The sequence below is a fragment of the Avibacterium sp. 21-595 genome (genome assembly GCF_023611905.1).
In the GTDB taxonomy this organism is placed as follows: Bacteria; Pseudomonadota; Gammaproteobacteria; order Enterobacterales; family Pasteurellaceae; genus Avibacterium.
Window position 1 is genome coordinate 897136 of sequence record NZ_CP091455.1, and the last position, 15147, is coordinate 912282.

General features: G+C 40.0%; 16 protein-coding genes. 2 read left to right on the forward strand and 14 right to left on the reverse strand.

Features of this window, described 5'->3' with window-relative positions; translation table 11 throughout:
* Nucleotides 1–3 precede the first annotated feature (3 nt).
* The gene (locus tag L4F92_RS04255) at nucleotides 4–768 is read right to left on the reverse strand and encodes an ABC transporter ATP-binding protein (RefSeq protein ID WP_250364329.1); all 765 of its coding nucleotides are present in this window, start codon (nucleotides 766–768) and stop codon (nucleotides 4–6) included.
* A gap of 193 nt (nucleotides 769–961) precedes the next feature.
* Between L4F92_RS04255 and L4F92_RS04260 the strand changes: the two genes are divergently transcribed.
* Nucleotides 962–1906 (forward strand): sigma 54-interacting transcriptional regulator, encoded by a 945-nt coding sequence (locus L4F92_RS04260; protein ID WP_250364330.1) that lies wholly within the window; start codon nucleotides 962–964, stop codon nucleotides 1904–1906.
* Between the two features lie 25 nt (nucleotides 1907–1931).
* Here L4F92_RS04260 and hflX read toward each other — a convergent pair whose 3' ends face one another.
* From hflX to L4F92_RS04320, 12 genes are all read right to left on the reverse strand, one after another.
* Complete coding sequence (gene hflX / locus L4F92_RS04265; RefSeq protein WP_250364331.1) at nucleotides 1932–3293, reverse strand: ribosome rescue GTPase HflX; 1362 nt, start codon at nucleotides 3291–3293, stop codon at nucleotides 1932–1934.
* Between the two features lie 2 nt (nucleotides 3294–3295).
* Nucleotides 3296–3589 (reverse strand): RNA chaperone Hfq, encoded by a 294-nt coding sequence (gene hfq / locus L4F92_RS04270; RefSeq protein WP_250350597.1) that lies wholly within the window; start codon nucleotides 3587–3589, stop codon nucleotides 3296–3298.
* A 108-nt stretch (nucleotides 3590–3697) separates the two neighbouring features.
* Entirely contained in the window at nucleotides 3698–4624 is a 927-nt protein-coding gene (miaA, locus tag L4F92_RS04275) for a tRNA (adenosine(37)-N6)-dimethylallyltransferase MiaA (RefSeq protein WP_250364332.1), read from the reverse strand.
* Complete coding sequence (gene mutL, locus L4F92_RS04280) at nucleotides 4624–6531, reverse strand: DNA mismatch repair endonuclease MutL (RefSeq protein ID WP_250364333.1); 1908 nt, start codon at nucleotides 6529–6531, stop codon at nucleotides 4624–4626. Before mutL ends, miaA begins: the two co-directional genes overlap by 1 nt.
* 8 nt (nucleotides 6532–6539) lie before the next feature.
* A complete protein-coding gene (locus L4F92_RS04285; RefSeq protein WP_250364549.1) occupies nucleotides 6540–7802 on the reverse strand; it encodes an N-acetylmuramoyl-L-alanine amidase in 1263 nt (420 codons plus the stop codon).
* Nucleotides 7803–7811: 9 nt separating this feature from the next.
* Nucleotides 7812–8306, reverse strand: coding sequence for a tRNA (adenosine(37)-N6)-threonylcarbamoyltransferase complex ATPase subunit type 1 TsaE (tsaE, locus tag L4F92_RS04290; protein WP_250350594.1), 495 nt, complete (start codon nucleotides 8304–8306; stop codon nucleotides 7812–7814).
* 95 nt (nucleotides 8307–8401) lie between these two features.
* The gene (locus tag L4F92_RS04295) at nucleotides 8402–8743 is read right to left on the reverse strand and encodes a type II toxin-antitoxin system HicB family antitoxin (protein ID WP_250364334.1); all 342 of its coding nucleotides are present in this window, start codon (nucleotides 8741–8743) and stop codon (nucleotides 8402–8404) included.
* Nucleotides 8740–8988, reverse strand: coding sequence for a type II toxin-antitoxin system HicA family toxin (locus L4F92_RS04300; protein WP_250364335.1), 249 nt, complete (start codon nucleotides 8986–8988; stop codon nucleotides 8740–8742). The genes L4F92_RS04295 and L4F92_RS04300 overlap by 4 nt, the downstream gene beginning before the upstream one ends.
* A 59-nt stretch (nucleotides 8989–9047) precedes the next feature.
* A complete protein-coding gene (locus L4F92_RS04305; RefSeq protein ID WP_250364336.1) occupies nucleotides 9048–10499 on the reverse strand; it encodes a glycoside hydrolase family 32 protein in 1452 nt (483 codons plus the stop codon).
* Nucleotides 10500–10510: 11 nt separating this feature from the next.
* Nucleotides 10511–11440, reverse strand: a complete 930-nt coding sequence (locus L4F92_RS04310) for an aminoimidazole riboside kinase (RefSeq protein WP_250364337.1) — start codon at nucleotides 11438–11440, stop codon at nucleotides 10511–10513.
* Between the two features lie 223 nt (nucleotides 11441–11663).
* Nucleotides 11664–12851, reverse strand: coding sequence for a tyrosine--tRNA ligase (gene tyrS / locus L4F92_RS04315; RefSeq protein WP_250364338.1), 1188 nt, complete (start codon nucleotides 12849–12851; stop codon nucleotides 11664–11666).
* 180 nt (nucleotides 12852–13031) lie between these two features.
* Entirely contained in the window at nucleotides 13032–13397 is a 366-nt protein-coding gene (locus L4F92_RS04320; protein ID WP_250364339.1) for an MmcQ/YjbR family DNA-binding protein, read from the reverse strand.
* A 95-nt stretch (nucleotides 13398–13492) separates the two neighbouring features.
* Between L4F92_RS04320 and L4F92_RS04325 the strand changes: the two genes are divergently transcribed.
* Nucleotides 13493–14188, forward strand: coding sequence for a GNAT family N-acetyltransferase (locus L4F92_RS04325; RefSeq protein ID WP_250364340.1), 696 nt, complete (start codon nucleotides 13493–13495; stop codon nucleotides 14186–14188).
* Between the two features lie 173 nt (nucleotides 14189–14361).
* Here L4F92_RS04325 and sfsA read toward each other — a convergent pair whose 3' ends face one another.
* Nucleotides 14362–15078 carry a DNA/RNA nuclease SfsA gene (sfsA, locus tag L4F92_RS04330; RefSeq protein ID WP_250364341.1) on the reverse strand — a complete coding sequence of 239 codons (717 nt, stop codon included), beginning with the start codon at nucleotides 15076–15078 and terminating at the stop codon, nucleotides 14362–14364.
* Nucleotides 15079–15147: the final 69 nt, after the last annotated feature.

Below are 15147 nucleotides of genomic sequence, written 5' to 3' on the forward strand. Positions count from 1 at the left end.
CCCTTAAAAAAATGCAACAGGAATGTGATCAATGGGATGAGCTTGCACCTGTAAATGAATATGATAAATCTGTGCTAAGGCTTGTGGTGTCATTATGTTTTGTGGGGAGCCTTGCATTAATAATTTGCCCGACTGCAAGGCGATTAGCTTATCACAAAAACGTGCGGCAAGATTGATGTCGTGGATCACAATAATCACCCCTAGATTTAAGTTTTTCACCAGTTTTTGAATGAGTTGCATCACTTCCACTTGATGTGCAATATCCAATGCCGCTAACGGTTCATCTAATAATAAAAAACGGCTTTGTTGAGCCAGTAACATTGCAAGCCATACACGAGAACGTTCGCCCCCTGAAAGGGTATCGACAAATTGATCGGCGTAGCTTTGCATATTTGTCCATTCAAGCGCATTTTGAATGGCTTGTTCGTCTTGTTTGAGGTTACGCCCTAATAGTCCATTCCACGCATAACGCCCCATTTGTAGCAGCCCTCTGGTGGTTAGGTTATTTGCCTGTGGCAAATATTGTGGCAGATAGGCAACTTCGCGCGCAAAGGCTCTATGTTTCCATTGCTGAATGACACGTTGATTAAATTTGAGTTGCCCACTGGTTGGCATTTGTTGGCGAGCGAGAAGTTTGATTAAGGTTGATTTTCCCGATCCGTTTGGTCCAATAATGCCATAGATTTTTCCCGTGTTAAATTGCAGTGATATAGGGTGCAACAACACTTTTTCAGGCAAGGCGAACGACACTGCGTTTAATTCAAACACGATATTTCCTATGAGCGAATAAATAAAGGGGAAAGATTTTAATTGATAACCGTTATCATTTCAATAGGTCTATTCTTAAAAATAAACGGCTACCTTAAAAGACGATTAAGATTGTAAATTTTTCTTTCCATTTTTACGGAAAAGTTTACAATGTTTGCCAGTTTTATCAGAAAAATGGGATGGAAAGCCAGTAATGCCAGCAGAAAAAAATCTTTTTTCACAAGTGGTTACACAAAGTCGCAAAATGCAAGAGGTGGTGGAAAAAGCCAAAAAATTTGCTCTGCTTGATGCGCCTTTGCTTATTCAAGGTGAAACCGGTACGGGGAAAGATCTTATCGCCAAAGCTTGCCATTTTTCTAGTCAAAGAAGAGAAAATAAGTTTATTGCGGTCAATTGTGCCGGTTTACCGAGTGAAGATGCAGAAAGTGAAATGTTCGGGCGAGCTTATGGGGAAACGGTAAATCAAGGCTTTTTTGAATATGCGAATGGAGGTAGCGTATTATTAGATAGCGTGGCAGAGTTGCCACTTAGTTTACAGGCAAAATTATTACGTTTTTTAAATGATGGTACTTTTCGCCGTGTAGGCGAGGAAAAAGAGCATTATGCTAATGTTCGTGTGATTTGTACCTCACAAGTTCCCCTTAGTCATTATGTAGAAAAAGGCAAAATGCGTGAAGATTTATTTCATCGCCTTAATGTATTAAGTCTTAATATTCCAGCGCTACGTGAACGCAAAGAAGATATTCCACAACTTACCACATTATTTGTCCAACAAATTAGCCAACAGCTAGGGATTTCCGTCCCCCATTTTGATGGCGCATTTTTAAATTATCTTGCCCATTATACTTGGGCGGGGAATGTACGAGAATTGCACAATGCGTTATATCGAGCTTGTTCTTTGGCTGAGAATAATCAGCTTGCTATTGCGGATTTGCACTTAGTGGAACAGGAAATTGCATTACCAAGTATTGAGCAATTTGCTAATCAAACCCTTGATGAAATTATGAATAATTTTGAGGCAATGGTGTTGCAGAAATTTTATGAGGAATATCCTAGCACCAGAAAACTGGCTTCAAGATTAGGCGTTTCGCATACTGCCATCGCCAATAAATTAAAACAATATGGCATAGGAAAATAAGGGGGAAATACCGCAAAAGCAACTTTTATTCATCTTGGTAGTTTGCTAAGTGCGGTTGTTTTTTTAATAATTTTTGCCATTCGCTTTGCTCAATATTTACCTTGAGTAAAAATTCCCCTTGCTCACTGATTTTTTCTTCACGAATACAATCCATTTCATATAGCCAATGACGGATTTTGCCTGCTTGCGGTGGCAAACAAAGTTGTAATTGCACAATCCTTTTGCTTAATTTTTGTCGAATGGCTTCAAATAATAAGGGAATACCTTGTTGTAAATGGGCAGAAATATACACGCCCACTGGACGATTTTGATCATCATATTCAATATGTGGAACAAGGTTTTCCACTTGATCAATTTTGTTATAAACCAGTAATGTCGGGACTTGATTGGCTTGGATTTGTTGCAAAACCTCATTCACCGCATTGATATTTTCTCGTTTTCGTACATCAGCGCAATCCACAACGTGTAATAACAGGCTTGCCTCGCTGGTTTCTTGTAAGGTGGATTTGAACGCGGAAACCAAATCGTGTGGCAGATCTCGAATAAAGCCTACCGTGTCTGCTAAAATTGTGCTTCCAATATCTGGAATGTTTAAACGGCGTAGGGTTGGATCAAGGGTAGCAAAAAGTTGATCCGCCGCATAAACCTCTGCCTTGGTGAGCAAATTAAACAAGGTGGATTTACCCGCATTGGTATAGCCGACCAATGAAATCGTGGCAATATCTGCTTTCTTTCTTGTCTGACGATTTTGATGACGTTGCTTTTCCACTTTATTTAAGCGATGTTGCAATTGTGCAATACGAACTTTAATCAATCGTCGATCGCTTTCTAATTGGGTTTCTCCCGGCCCGCGTAAGCCTACCGCTCCTTTTTGTTGATCCAAGCCTGTTTTGCGCCGAATTAAACGAGTGGCAAGATGTTTTAATTGGGCTAATTCGACTTGTAATTTCCCTTCGTGAGAGCGTGCGCGCTGGGCGAAAATATCTAAAATTAACCCTGTGCGATCTACGACACGACATTCACATAGGCTTTCTAAATTACGCGTTTGTGCGGGTGTCAAACAATGATTGATTAAAATCACATTGGCGTTGTGATCTTTTACTGCTTGGGCAATTTCTTCTGCTTTGCCTTGTCCAACGAAATACTTCGCTTGTGGCGTGGCACGGCTTGTGGTGATAATGGTGGCAATATCTACTTGCGCAGATTCAGCAAGCAACTGGAATTCAGTTAAGTCATCAAGATTTTTATCGGCAGAAAAAAAGGCTTGTACAATAATGCCTCGATCTTGCGAAATAGCCCGTTGCGAGTGGTTTTGTGATGATGAAAAAAGTGCGGTAGAAATTTCATCTGAATTTTTCACCGCACTTGGAAAAGCTAAATGATCCAAAATTATTCAGTCTGTGATTCTGCTGAGGTTTCTGTCGCCATTTCTTGCGTTGCGTTATGTTGTTGCTGGTGAGCTTGATTATTATGATGAGAAACTGCACGAGCAGGCACAACAGTTGAAATTGCGTGTTTGTAAACCATTTGATTTACAGTGTTTTTTAATAAAATGACGAATTGATCGAAAGACTCAATTTGTCCTTGTAATTTAATGCCATTGACTAAATAAATGGATACAGGAATACGTTCGCGACGTAATGCGTTTAAGTAAGGATCTTGTAATGATTGTCCTTTTGCCATTGTTATTTTCCTTCTTATATTAGTTATAGGGTTTTTTATGGGGAACAAAAATCGTCTCCGTGAGCCAATATAGCAATAATCTTGACAGATGTCATCACTATGCCTTAATTATTTTAACGTTTGCGCGATTTGCATAAAGGATTTGTCAGGGCTGAGACTGTCTAACCAAGTTATCGGTGATTTCCAGCCACGTAACCAAGTAAGCTGGCGCTTAGCCAGCTGGCGAGTTGCACAGATTCCACGAAATACCATTTCTTGATGATCATAATCACCCTGCAAATAATCCCACATTTGGCGGTAGCCAACACAGCGAATAGAAGGTAAATCAGTGTGTAAATCACCACGTTGATAAAGTTTTTCGACTTCTTGTTGAAAACCTTGTTCAATCATTTTATGAAAACGCAGTTCAATACGTTGGTGTAATACTTGGCGTTCTTGTGGGGCGATGGCAAATTGTGTGATGTCATAAGGCAGTGCCTCACCTTTTTGCTCAGTCAGTTCAGTGAGCGATTTTCCCGTGAGATAAAACACTTCTAACGCACGGTTGATCCGTTGGCTGTCATTCGGGTTAATACGTTGCGCAGAAATAGGATCGATTTTTGCTAACTCTTGATGTAAGCCATTCCAACCGATTTGCACTGCTTTTTGCTCAATTTCTTGGCGTAAACGTTCATCTGCCGAAGGTAATGGTGAAAGCCCTTCCAGCAAGGCTTTGTAATAGAGCATTGTGCCACCGACTAACAAGGGGATTTTACCCTGTTTACTGATGTTTTCCATTTCCAGTAAGGCATCGTGGCGAAAATTTGCCGCCGAATAGCTTTCACTGGGATCTTTTATATCAATTAAACGATGCGGAGCAAGAGCAAGTTCAGCCGCATTCGGTTTTGCAGTGCCAATATCCATTCCCCGATAAATTAAGGCAGAATCGACGCTGATGACTTCAACTGGGAAATGTTGGCGTAATTTGATCGCTAAGTCTGTTTTTCCTGAAGCAGTTGGTCCCATTAAGAAAATGGCTCGTGGCTTTGTGTGCATTAGCTATTTTCCTTCCCTAAATAGATTTGCCAATCAATAGGAATAAATAGCTGAGAAAGCGATTGATTTGGCTGTCGATGTAATAATTGTTCGGTTTCATTGAGTAAATTTACCGCATCTCCAAATACGTCTATCGTTTTATAATCAAGCTGTTGACAAAGTGCGGTCAAAAATTGGTGCATATTTTCGTTTTGTTGATTGAGTAAGTTCCCTACACATTGCTGTAAATTATGCTGGCGTAAGCAGGCAGGCACCTTAATCAGGCTAATTCGATGTTGAGTAAGATTTTCATTAAAGTGAAAACCGATTTGAGCGAAAAAGGTGTGTTGTTTTTCCCAAGCCGATTGCTGTTTTTCATCTAAACGGAAGAGTATAGGAATTAATAATGCTTGCTGGGCAATATCTTTTTCCTGCAAAGACAACATCGTTTGCATTTGTTGTAATTTTTTGATTGGTAATAAATAAAATTCCTGCTCTTGCTGTAAAAGTAGCGCTTGATTTTGTACTAAGGCTAATGCGCGTAACATTCGGCTAGTTGGCAGTGAACTTTCTTGCGTCGCTTGAACGATTAAAACTGGGTTTTCTCCCTGTGTCGGTGAGGCTGGGCGAAGTAATTCGCCATAAGCCTGACTTTCTGTTTTAGTGATTTCGCTTTTTGGCTTGCTATAACCTGCTGGTGGAATAGCGGGATGATTTGTCGCTTTTTCTTTATTTAGCGAGGGGGAAACAGAATAGTCCGTTGGTTGAAAAATATTTCTTCCTGCTGCACTACGATTAAGTTTTCCAACATTAGGCTGCCATACCCCGTCAGGTTCTTGCACTTGTGATGTGGCTTGTTCGCTGAGTTCAGACGAGAGCGGTTGTTGCGTTAGTTTATGTTCAGCATTAAGCATTTTTCCGCCGAGTTCTAGGCTTGTAAGCAGGGCATTTTGTATGCCTTGGTAGATAAAATCGTGAACAAGGCGAGCTTGCTGGAAGCGTACTTCGTGCTTTGTTGGGTGAACATTAACATCTACATCATTGGGATTAATATCAATAAAAAGAATATAAGCAGGATATTCATTGCTCTCTAAATGTTCAGCATAGGCTTGGCGTATGGCGTGAGTGATCACTTTATCGCGTACCATTCTGCCATTTACATAACAATAGTTTAAATCATTTTGGGTATGCTTAAAGAAAGGATCGGCAACCCAGCCTGAAAGATGGAGATCATCGTGTTTCCAATCAATATGTAAGGCGTGTTGAACAAATTCTTCCCCACAAATCGCTGCAATTCGTTTTAATTTTTGCGAAAAATCCCCCGCACTTTTGTATTGACGCACTGTTTTCCCATTATGGGTAAGCGTAAAGGCAATATGTGGTTTTGCTAAGGCGATACGACGGATCACTTCATCAATATGAGCAAATTCAGTTTTATCAGTGCGTAAAAATTTGCGTCTTGCTGGCGTATTAAAAAATAAATTAGCCACTTCAACCGTTGTTCCCACTGGGTGTGAAGCTGGTTTGATGGTGGTTTCCATATCTCGCCCTTGCGCATAAACCTGCCACGCTTCTTTTTGTTGTTCGGTACGAGAAGTCAGGGTCAGGCGAGAAACGGAACTAATACTTGCTAACGCCTCACCGCGGAAGCCTAAACTTAAAATGGCCTCTAAATCCTCAAGACTGGCGATTTTGCTCGTGGCGTGACGAGCAAGGGCTAAGGCGAGTTCATCTTTTGCGATACCGATACCATCGTCTCGAATACGAATTAAATTGGCACCGCCATTTTCAATATCTACCTGAATTTTCGTTGCGCCAGCATCAAGGCTGTTTTCTACCAGTTCTTTGACGACTGAGGCGGGACGTTCAACAACTTCACCAGCGGCGATTTGATTAGCAAGCTGAGGTGGCAGAATTTTTATTGGCATTGTTTTTCCTAATTCCTTAGCTGAATTTTTTGTCCTGTTTTTACTTTCCCATCTTTGAGTTTTGGGTTCAATTTCAATAAGGTAGGCACAGGAATATTATACTCACGAGAAATCGCATACAGGGTTTGGTCTTTTTTCACTGTATGGAATTTCGGTGTTGTTTTATCTTTTCCTTTATTCTCAGTTTTTGTATTTTTATTCGCCGTTTTATCTGTTTTTCTGCTATCTGTATTTGTACTGTTCGACTTGCTGTTTTCTGTTTTGCTATTTTTACCATTATCAGGGATTTTAATGGTTTCACCAATCCAAAGCTCACGGCGTTTAAGCTGATTTAATGCAATAATGTCATTCATTTTGACATTATATTTGTTTGCTAATCCCCCAAGACTTTCACCATTTTTCACTTTATGGCGAATACCGCTATCTTTTGGTAAGTCGCTAGTGGTTTCACGCGTATTTTTGACCGCACTTTCTGTACTAGGTGTTTTAGCCACATTGATTTCGGTTTTGACATTACGGCGACGAAAATCAACCAGACTATCATAAATAACACGGGCTAATTTTTTGCGATATGCAAGAGAATTAAGCTTTTTTTCTTCATCAGGGTTAGACAAAAACCCCGTTTCCACTAAGATCGAAGGAATATCTGGCGAACGCAATACCCCAAGGCTCGCGTGTTGTGGCGTGCTACGGCTTAACGTCGTGATTTGAGCAAAACGGCGTAACACAATCGAACCCAATTCATAGCCCACACGTTGGCTATGACCAAATTGTAAATCAAGCACCGTTTGATCTAAATATTTCTCTTTATGTGAAGCAAGCACTGAGCCTGCGCCACCTAATAGCTCGGAACGCTTTTCGTGATCTTCCAACCATTGCCCCATTTCACTGTTTGCACGACGATTAGACAGCACCCACACGGAAGCACCGCGTAAATCTGGTGAAACGGAGGAATCTGCGTGAATAGAAACCAAATAGTTTGCTTTGTATTTACGTGCAATTTCAGAACGTTCAGGAACAGAAATATAATAGTCGCCTTTGCGAGTGAGAACCGCACGGAAATTGGGATCTTTATCCAATAAGGCTTTTAGCTCTCTGGCAATAGAAAGCGTAACATTTTTCTCATAGATTTTCTGTGTACGGCTGATTGCTCCCGGATCTTTTCCACCGTGGCCGGGATCGATAGCAATAGTCCACGCAGCAGCAAATGCCGGTGTAGTGAGCAATACACAGGAACAAAGTGCGGTAAGAAATAAATAATATTTTTTCATCATTTTTATTTAACTGGGTGACGAAATAGTTTGTTTCATTAATTGTAAAATTTGTTTACCTTCTCTGGAGTTGGGAAGGAGTGCAACATTACGTGCATCATCAACATAGTCAATATTGATAATGAGATCGGCTGGCGGTAATAGACCTCGCCCTTTTTCCGACCATTCGATCAAGCAAATACTTTGCGCATTAAAATAATCACGAATGCCCATAAACTCCAATTCTTCGGGATCACTTAAACGATATAAATCAAAATGATAAATTGATTTTTCCGTTAAATGATATTCCTCAACTAACGTATAAGTGGGGCTTTTTACCTTGCCTGAATAACCTAGTCCTTGAATCATCCCACGGCTTAACGTGGTTTTGCCTGCCCCAAGATCGCCGTTTAAATAAATAATAATGCCGTTATCTGTCGGGATATTGCTTGCAATTTGCATTAATTTTGCCCCAAAACGACACATCGTGATTTCATCAGGAATATATTGATTAAATGCTTCCATTATTTTCTCGGCGATTGGTTAATTTTAGATAAAAATAAGTGCGGAATTGTACCGCACTTTTGTTTTGTTTTGTAGGGGAATGATGCGAGATAGTATTAATTTGTTATCCCAGTGCGTTCGATTTTTTCTTTAATGGCTTCGGCAACAAACGCATTAAGGCTGAGAGCTCCTGCTGCGAGCACAGCATTGCGATGCAGTTCCTCACTAACTCTCACATTAAATACCCCTTTGAACGGTTTATCTGGTGTTCGCCCAAGTTCTTGGCAGTCTTGCAAATATAGATCTACAGATGTTTGAAATTCTTTCTCTAACTGCGGTAATGTTTCTGCCTCGTAGGTAACCACATCTCGAATATATGCTAATTTTCCAAATAGCACATTATTTTCTAAATCTGCTTCTATCGTACCTACATAGCCTTTATATTTGAGTAATGTCATAGTAATCCTACTCCTTTTAATCCGTCTTTCACTGATTTTAACGCCCCACCTTTGATATAATTTTCTGGGTGAGGTTTATGTAACAAGATTAAGTGATTAAGCTCTGCGTGGTAAAATCTGACACGAGAGCCTGCCATTTCACGTTTTTCATAGCCTAATTGCGCTAACAAGGTAAGCAAGTCGCTCCAAATAAAGGTATTTTTAGCATTAGTTAATTTTTCTAATAGCTTTTTCGATTTTCCCATTGTTTTGCTCTTTTGGTACTAATTATAGTTACATAAATCTAAAAAAACAGATCTATTTTCTATTTTGTATAATTTACGTCAATTTTCTTTGGATAGCCCACTTGTAGTGCAAGCGGTCTATTTGTACGGATTAGGTTTTCTCTAGCACAAATAAAGAAGCGTGAAGTCATTGTTTTTTCACCTTGATTAAGAAAAATTTCAATCACCGAGCGATCAAAGAATATTTCCACTTGATGCAAGCCTTCTATACGGCAATAACGCGTGTCGCCAAAGGATTTCATCGAATCGGTTTGTTCAGTTTGGCGACGATCTAGACATAGCACTTTGCCATCATAACTTAGGGTTAAATGCTGATTTTGTGCATTAGTAAAAAAGTTTAATGTGAATGGCTGAGCTTCAGCATCAAATTTGATATAAGCACGATCTAAATTTGCAATAACAGTCTCTTTTTGAACGTGAGTAGATTGAAGTGCGGTAATATTTTTATAAATATTTTCAATGGGTTGCTGATAGATTTTACCGTTTTGTAAACGTAATTGGCGTGGCAATGAAAGCATTGAATGCCATTTGTAGCAATCCGTAGGGTAGCTTAAATCAGGTAATCCAACCCAGCCGAACAGCATCGTTTGCGTGCCAGAAAAGGTTTGTGGTGCATAGAAATCAAAGCCTTGATCCAATTCAGCAATGTGTTCGGCGTGGAATTGGCGATCGTTAATATTGCCCAGTGCATAGACGGCGTGATAATTATTTTGATATTGCTCGCTTTCACGGGCTTTGCCTTGGGGCGACCAGATAAACAGGGATTGATCGCCAATTTGCGATAAGTCAGGGCATTCCCACATAAATACGCCTTGATTATCAAAGTCAGGCAGGGCAAGTTCACCTAATAAACGTGGGGTATCGGCTAAATTATCCATTTCAAATACCAGTGCAGTACCCGTCAGATTTTCCCGTTGAGCGCCACAAATAAAGCGGATTTTGCCCTCTTTGGTTAGGAATGGTTTTGGATCGCGTACGTGTTCGGTATAACCTTTTGGTGCGTGGTCAATTAGGGGGCGTTTACTCAACAATTTTCCTGCTTTGCTGAAAATTGCAAGATTTTGGTAAGGCACACGCTGATTATCATTTGGGCGTCTGGTATTGCCCGTGTAGAACACGGCAATGTTGCCGTCAATTAATAGCGCACCACCAGAATAACAGCCGTGGCTTTCATACAATTCACAAGGTATAAGGAGATCGGATTGGGTGAATTGTTGAAAATCTTGTGTGGTAAAATGTTGCCAATGCTTCATTCCGTGAAGGGCATCAAAAGGATACCATTGATAAAAAAGATGATATTTTTCTCCGTCAAAAATCAAGCCATTTGGATCATTAAGTAATCCTGTTGGCGGAGCAAGATGATAAACTGGGCGAAAATCCTTATCTTGTGCGACCGTTTGAGCAATTTTTGCTAACTCACCTTGTTCGGCAGCATAGAGGCTTTTGTATTTTCCTTCGTTGAAAATTATCATCAGCATTCTCCTTATTGATTTAAAAAATGGATTAATTGCACTTGATTTGGAAGGGCAGACATTGCGCCTTTTGCGGTGGTTGCTAAAGCACCACAAGCATTGGCTTGACGTAAAATTTCTACTAATGTTGCATTATCTGTGTCCCAATTTGGTTTTTGCGAAAGCCCAGCCAGTAATCCGCCAACAAAGGCATCGCCTGCCCCCGTAGTATCAACAGGCTGTAAGGCTTTACCTGCAATAATTTCTTTTTTGCCATTGAAATGATAAAGTGCGCCTTCTTTGCCTAGCGTAACAATAATCAGCTTTTGTGGATAAAGTGCGGTGATTTTTTCAAAGGCTTTTTCAAGGCTGTCTGTTTCTGTTAGAAAGGTGAGTTCTTCTTCCGAAAATTTCAGCACATCAGCTAAAGCGACTGCTTGCATTACCACTTCACGCATTTCATCAAGGCTTTGCCATAGGCTTTCACGCAAATTGGGATCGAAAGAGACATAGCCTTTCGCCTGATGAATATTTTTCATTGCGGTGAAAGTCGCCGTGCGGGAAGGATCGTTAATTAACGCAATGGAACAGCAGTGTAGCCATTGTCCTTGAGTGAAATTGGGAAGTTCAGAAACGTGCAAAAATTGATCCGCACTTGGGTTTACCATAAAGGTAAAACTGCGTTCCCCTTGATCTAAACCAACCACAACTGTTGAAGTGCGTTGTGTGGGATCTAAGGTCATAAACGTGGTATCCACCTTTTCTTGTTGCAAGGTCTGTTGCATAAATTCACCAAGGGGATCTTTTCCTACCTTACCAATAAAACCACTTTCACCGCCTAAACGGGCGATACCGACAGCAACATTGGCTGGCGCACCACCAGCACAACGTAAATAATGTTGTTCGCCATCAGGGATTAAATCCACAACGGCATCACCTAATACCCAAACTTTTTCTGACATTTTTTCACCTTTCTTGTCTTATAAAATCTTGTTAATTTCATCAATAAATAACCTTGCCCAATATGTAGCACATATTACTAGCATAATGTTTTGCTATGAGGCGAAATGTTATTTGTCGGTGTTCAATTTTAAAATGAAAGATCGCTATTTACTGATAGCAAAATCCATTTAGCGGATTGATAAAAAAGAAGGCGTATTTTCATACGCCTAACATCTTGCCCTATTATTTTACCGTAACGCGTGCAAATTTGCGTTTACCCACTTGATATACAGCGCTGGAGGCATAAATAATGGCTTTGGCATTTTCTACCTTTTCACCATCAATTTTTACCCCACCTTGTTGCACCATACGCATCGCTTCAGAGGTGGAACTTACAAGCCCTGCCTCTTTTAATAAATTGGCTAAACCAATTTCGCCCTCAAAGGTAAATTCAGGCATTTCATCAGGTATTGCCCCCTTTTGGAAACGGTTAATAAATGCTTGTTCTGCGGCGTTGGCGTCGGTTTCGGAATGGAAACGCGCGGTAATTTCTTTTGCCAGTAATACTTTAATATCACGTGGATTACGTCCGTCAGCCACATCTTGCTTAAATTGTGCAATTTCGTTTAATGGGCGGAAAGAAAGCAAATCATACCAATCCCACATTAATTCATCGGAAATAGACATCACTTTACCGAACATTTCATTTGGTGCTTCGTTTACCCCAATGTAGTTGCCGAGTGATTTTGACATTTTTTTCTCACCGTCTAACCCCACGAGTAACGGAAGTGTGATCGCCACTTGTGGTTTTTGCCCATCTGATTTTTGCAATTCACGCCCAATTAGCAAGTTAAAGGTTTGGTCTGTCCCGCCTAATTCCACATCGGCTTTCAAATGGACCGAGTCATAACCTTGCAATAATGGGTAGATAAATTCGTGAATGGCAATAGGCTGGTTATTACTAAAACGTTTTTTGAAATCATCACGTTCTAACATTCGAGCTACTGTATAATTTGAGGCTAAACGGATCATTCCAACCGTACCTAATTCACCTAACCAATCAGAATTGAACACAATTTCAGTTTTTTCTGGATCTAAAATTTTGAAAATTTGTTCTTTATAGGTTTCCGCATTGCGTAGTACATCTTCACGAGAAAGCGGTGGACGCGTTGCGTTTTTACCTGATGGATCGCCCACTGTGGCGGTGAAATCGCCGATTAAAAACATCACGTGATGACCAAAGTTCTGGAATTGGCGTAATTTATTTAGCACCACGGTATGCCCCAAGTGAATATCTGGCGCAGTAGGATCAGCCCCCAATTTTACGCGTAAAGGACGATTTTCTTTAAGTTTTTCAATTAAATCTTGTTCTGAAAAAATTTGATCCGTGCCGCGTTTCAGCTCAGCCAGTTGAGTTGTGAGATCTGTCATTGATGTATCCTATAATAAATAATCCTGTAATGTGTGGGTTATTATAGATAATATTAGCCAAATGAAAAGGCAATATTGGTGAGAAATTTTGAAGAAAAAAGAATATGATGGCAAATTTTCGCGATATTTAAAGTGCGGTCATTTTTTATGATGTTTTTTTCAACGGAATAACGCGCTGGTTTATCGTTTTTTCTGTTGAGTTAAAGAAAAACTGTTTTGAATACATTCCCATAATAATGAAGGGGAAATTTCCGCTAAATGGAGACTCATCCAATGTTCTTTATTCATATGATAGGCGGGATAAACCCCTTTTATCATACGTAACGCACCAATCATTTCAGGCTGGGCTTTAACATTTATAATCCAAATGGTTTCTGTATGAGACAAGCCAATTTTATTGCCGGGGATATTCATTAAAATGGCAAACCATTTACCGCTATTTAGGTGGCGAAAAACCCCATACTCAGGAAATTTTGCCCACAAATAGGCGGGATTAACCTGATAATGTTTGGCAATGTATTGGATAATCTGGCTTGGCGTTATCATTAAATGTCCTTGTAAAAATGGTGAAAAATCTGACCGCACTTGTATTTTATGTTATTTTTTATGCAAGATATATGCAATTTTATAGGGAGAAAATAATGCCGCTTAATCATCTCAATCAGCCTATTGGAGAGCCTATTGTCGATTTTACGCGGGGGGAATTGCCAAATATTCATCTAATAGAAGGGCTATATTGTTGTTTGCAACGCCTTTGTGTCGATCGTCATTTTAAGGATATTTATAAGTTTATTGGGCCAGATAGCCCAGAAAGCCAATGGACTTATCTGCCTATTTCCGCACAACCTAATGAGCAAGCTGCACGACAGCTTCTGCAAGAATGGGCGAACAGTGCTGATCCTTATTATTTAGCGATTATTGATAAGGCGAGCCAAAAGGTAGTGGGAATATTTTCTTTAATGCGCATTGACCCACAAAATCGCACTATCGAAATGGGCTGGGTGATTTATTCTAACTTGCTAAAACATTCTCGCGTGGCAACGGAAGCACAATATCTCGCAATGCAATATGTGTTTGATAAACTCAAATATCGTCGTTATGAATGGAAATGTGATAGTTTAAATCAAGCCTCGTTTAATGCGGCAAAACGCCTTGGTTTTCAGTTTGAAGGGATTTTTAGACGTGCTGCAGTTTATAAAGATCGTAATCGTGATACCGCGTGGTTTTCAATGCTAAAAGAAGAATGGCAGAGAATGAAACCGAAATTTGAACGTTGGCTTGCAGCGGATAATTTTGATGATGAAGGAAAGCAATTACGTTCATTAAATGATTGCTAAGATAGGGGGGAGATTTACGACTAAGGCGTGGGATAAAAAAAGTGCCTCTTTCTGTGGGGGGAGAGGCACTAAAATGTTGGAGTGATTATCTATTATTGTTTGAATGGATTAAATGATAATTGTTCTCAAATGTAAAGTCAATACATAAATGCAAATAATTCTCAATAAATTGTTTATTCAATATAAGGCACTAAATGTGTAAGTGAAAGTGCGGTAGGAATGTGATGAGAAAATTCGAATTCTCCCGCATAGGCATACACCTCAACCCCTTCTTTTATAGCTTGACGAAGTAGTTTCGCGTATTCAGGATCAATATATTCCGCGACTTTGAAACAATCAAAACCGTTGTGTAATCCAGCGAAAAAAATGACCGCTCTATGGCCAAGTTTTTTCATCGCCATTAGCTCTCGCAAATGTTTTTGTCCTCTGGTGGTTACCGCATCAGGAAACATTCCCAGATTGCCTTTTACTAAGGTAACGGATTTTACTTCCACATAGCAATCCGGTAAGCCTTTCTCTTTAAGCAGGAAATCAATTCGGCTATTTTCTTCACCATATTTCATTTCAGGCAGAATTTCGCTGTATGCCGCTAATTCTTTGATTTGCTTATTTTGCAGTGCTTCAAAGGTGAGTTGATTGGAACGGTGTGTGTTAATACATACCATTTGCCCATTTTGAAGTTGGGTAAGTTCCCAAGAATGAGGGTATTTTCGGGTTTTACTGTCAGAGGTTGAATACCAAATGGTATCCCCTTTTTCACCACAACCTGTCATCGCCCCCGTATTTGCGCAGTGAATCGTGAGTATTTCACCATTGGCAAGTTCGACATCAGCAAGAAAGCGTTTATAACGGCGGAGTAGGGTGGCAGATTGAAGAGCGGGTAACTGCATTATTTATTCCTATATAACTAAAAACGGCAGTGTATCATTTTGTGTTGTGGGTAAAAAGAAAAGTGCGGT

Coding starts and splice junctions, on each gene's coding strand:
- sfsA (WP_250364341.1), bottom strand. CDS start 15,078: ATGCAGTTACCCGCTCTTCAATCTGCCACCCTACTCCGCCGTTATAAA.
- L4F92_RS04325 (WP_250364340.1), top strand. CDS start 13,493: ATGCCGCTTAATCATCTCAATCAGCCTATTGGAGAGCCTATTGTCGAT.
- tsaE (WP_250350594.1), bottom strand. CDS start 8,306: ATGGAAGCATTTAATCAATATATTCCTGATGAAATCACGATGTGTCGT.
- hfq (WP_250350597.1), bottom strand. CDS start 3,589: ATGGCAAAAGGACAATCATTACAAGATCCTTACTTAAACGCATTACGT.
- mutL (WP_250364333.1), bottom strand. CDS start 6,531: ATGCCAATAAAAATTCTGCCACCTCAGCTTGCTAATCAAATCGCCGCT.
- tyrS (WP_250364338.1), bottom strand. CDS start 12,851: ATGACAGATCTCACAACTCAACTGGCTGAGCTGAAACGCGGCACGGAT.
- L4F92_RS04260 (WP_250364330.1), top strand. CDS start 962: ATGCCAGCAGAAAAAAATCTTTTTTCACAAGTGGTTACACAAAGTCGC.
- L4F92_RS04310 (WP_250364337.1), bottom strand. CDS start 11,440: ATGTCAGAAAAAGTTTGGGTATTAGGTGATGCCGTTGTGGATTTAATC.
- L4F92_RS04320 (WP_250364339.1), bottom strand. CDS start 13,397: ATGATAACGCCAAGCCAGATTATCCAATACATTGCCAAACATTATCAG.
- L4F92_RS04305 (WP_250364336.1), bottom strand. CDS start 10,499: ATGATAATTTTCAACGAAGGAAAATACAAAAGCCTCTATGCTGCCGAA.
- L4F92_RS04295 (WP_250364334.1), bottom strand. CDS start 8,743: ATGACATTACTCAAATATAAAGGCTATGTAGGTACGATAGAAGCAGAT.
- L4F92_RS04285 (WP_250364549.1), bottom strand. CDS start 7,802: ATGAAAAAATATTATTTATTTCTTACCGCACTTTGTTCCTGTGTATTG.
- miaA (WP_250364332.1), bottom strand. CDS start 4,624: ATGCACACAAAGCCACGAGCCATTTTCTTAATGGGACCAACTGCTTCA.
- L4F92_RS04300 (WP_250364335.1), bottom strand. CDS start 8,988: ATGGGAAAATCGAAAAAGCTATTAGAAAAATTAACTAATGCTAAAAAT.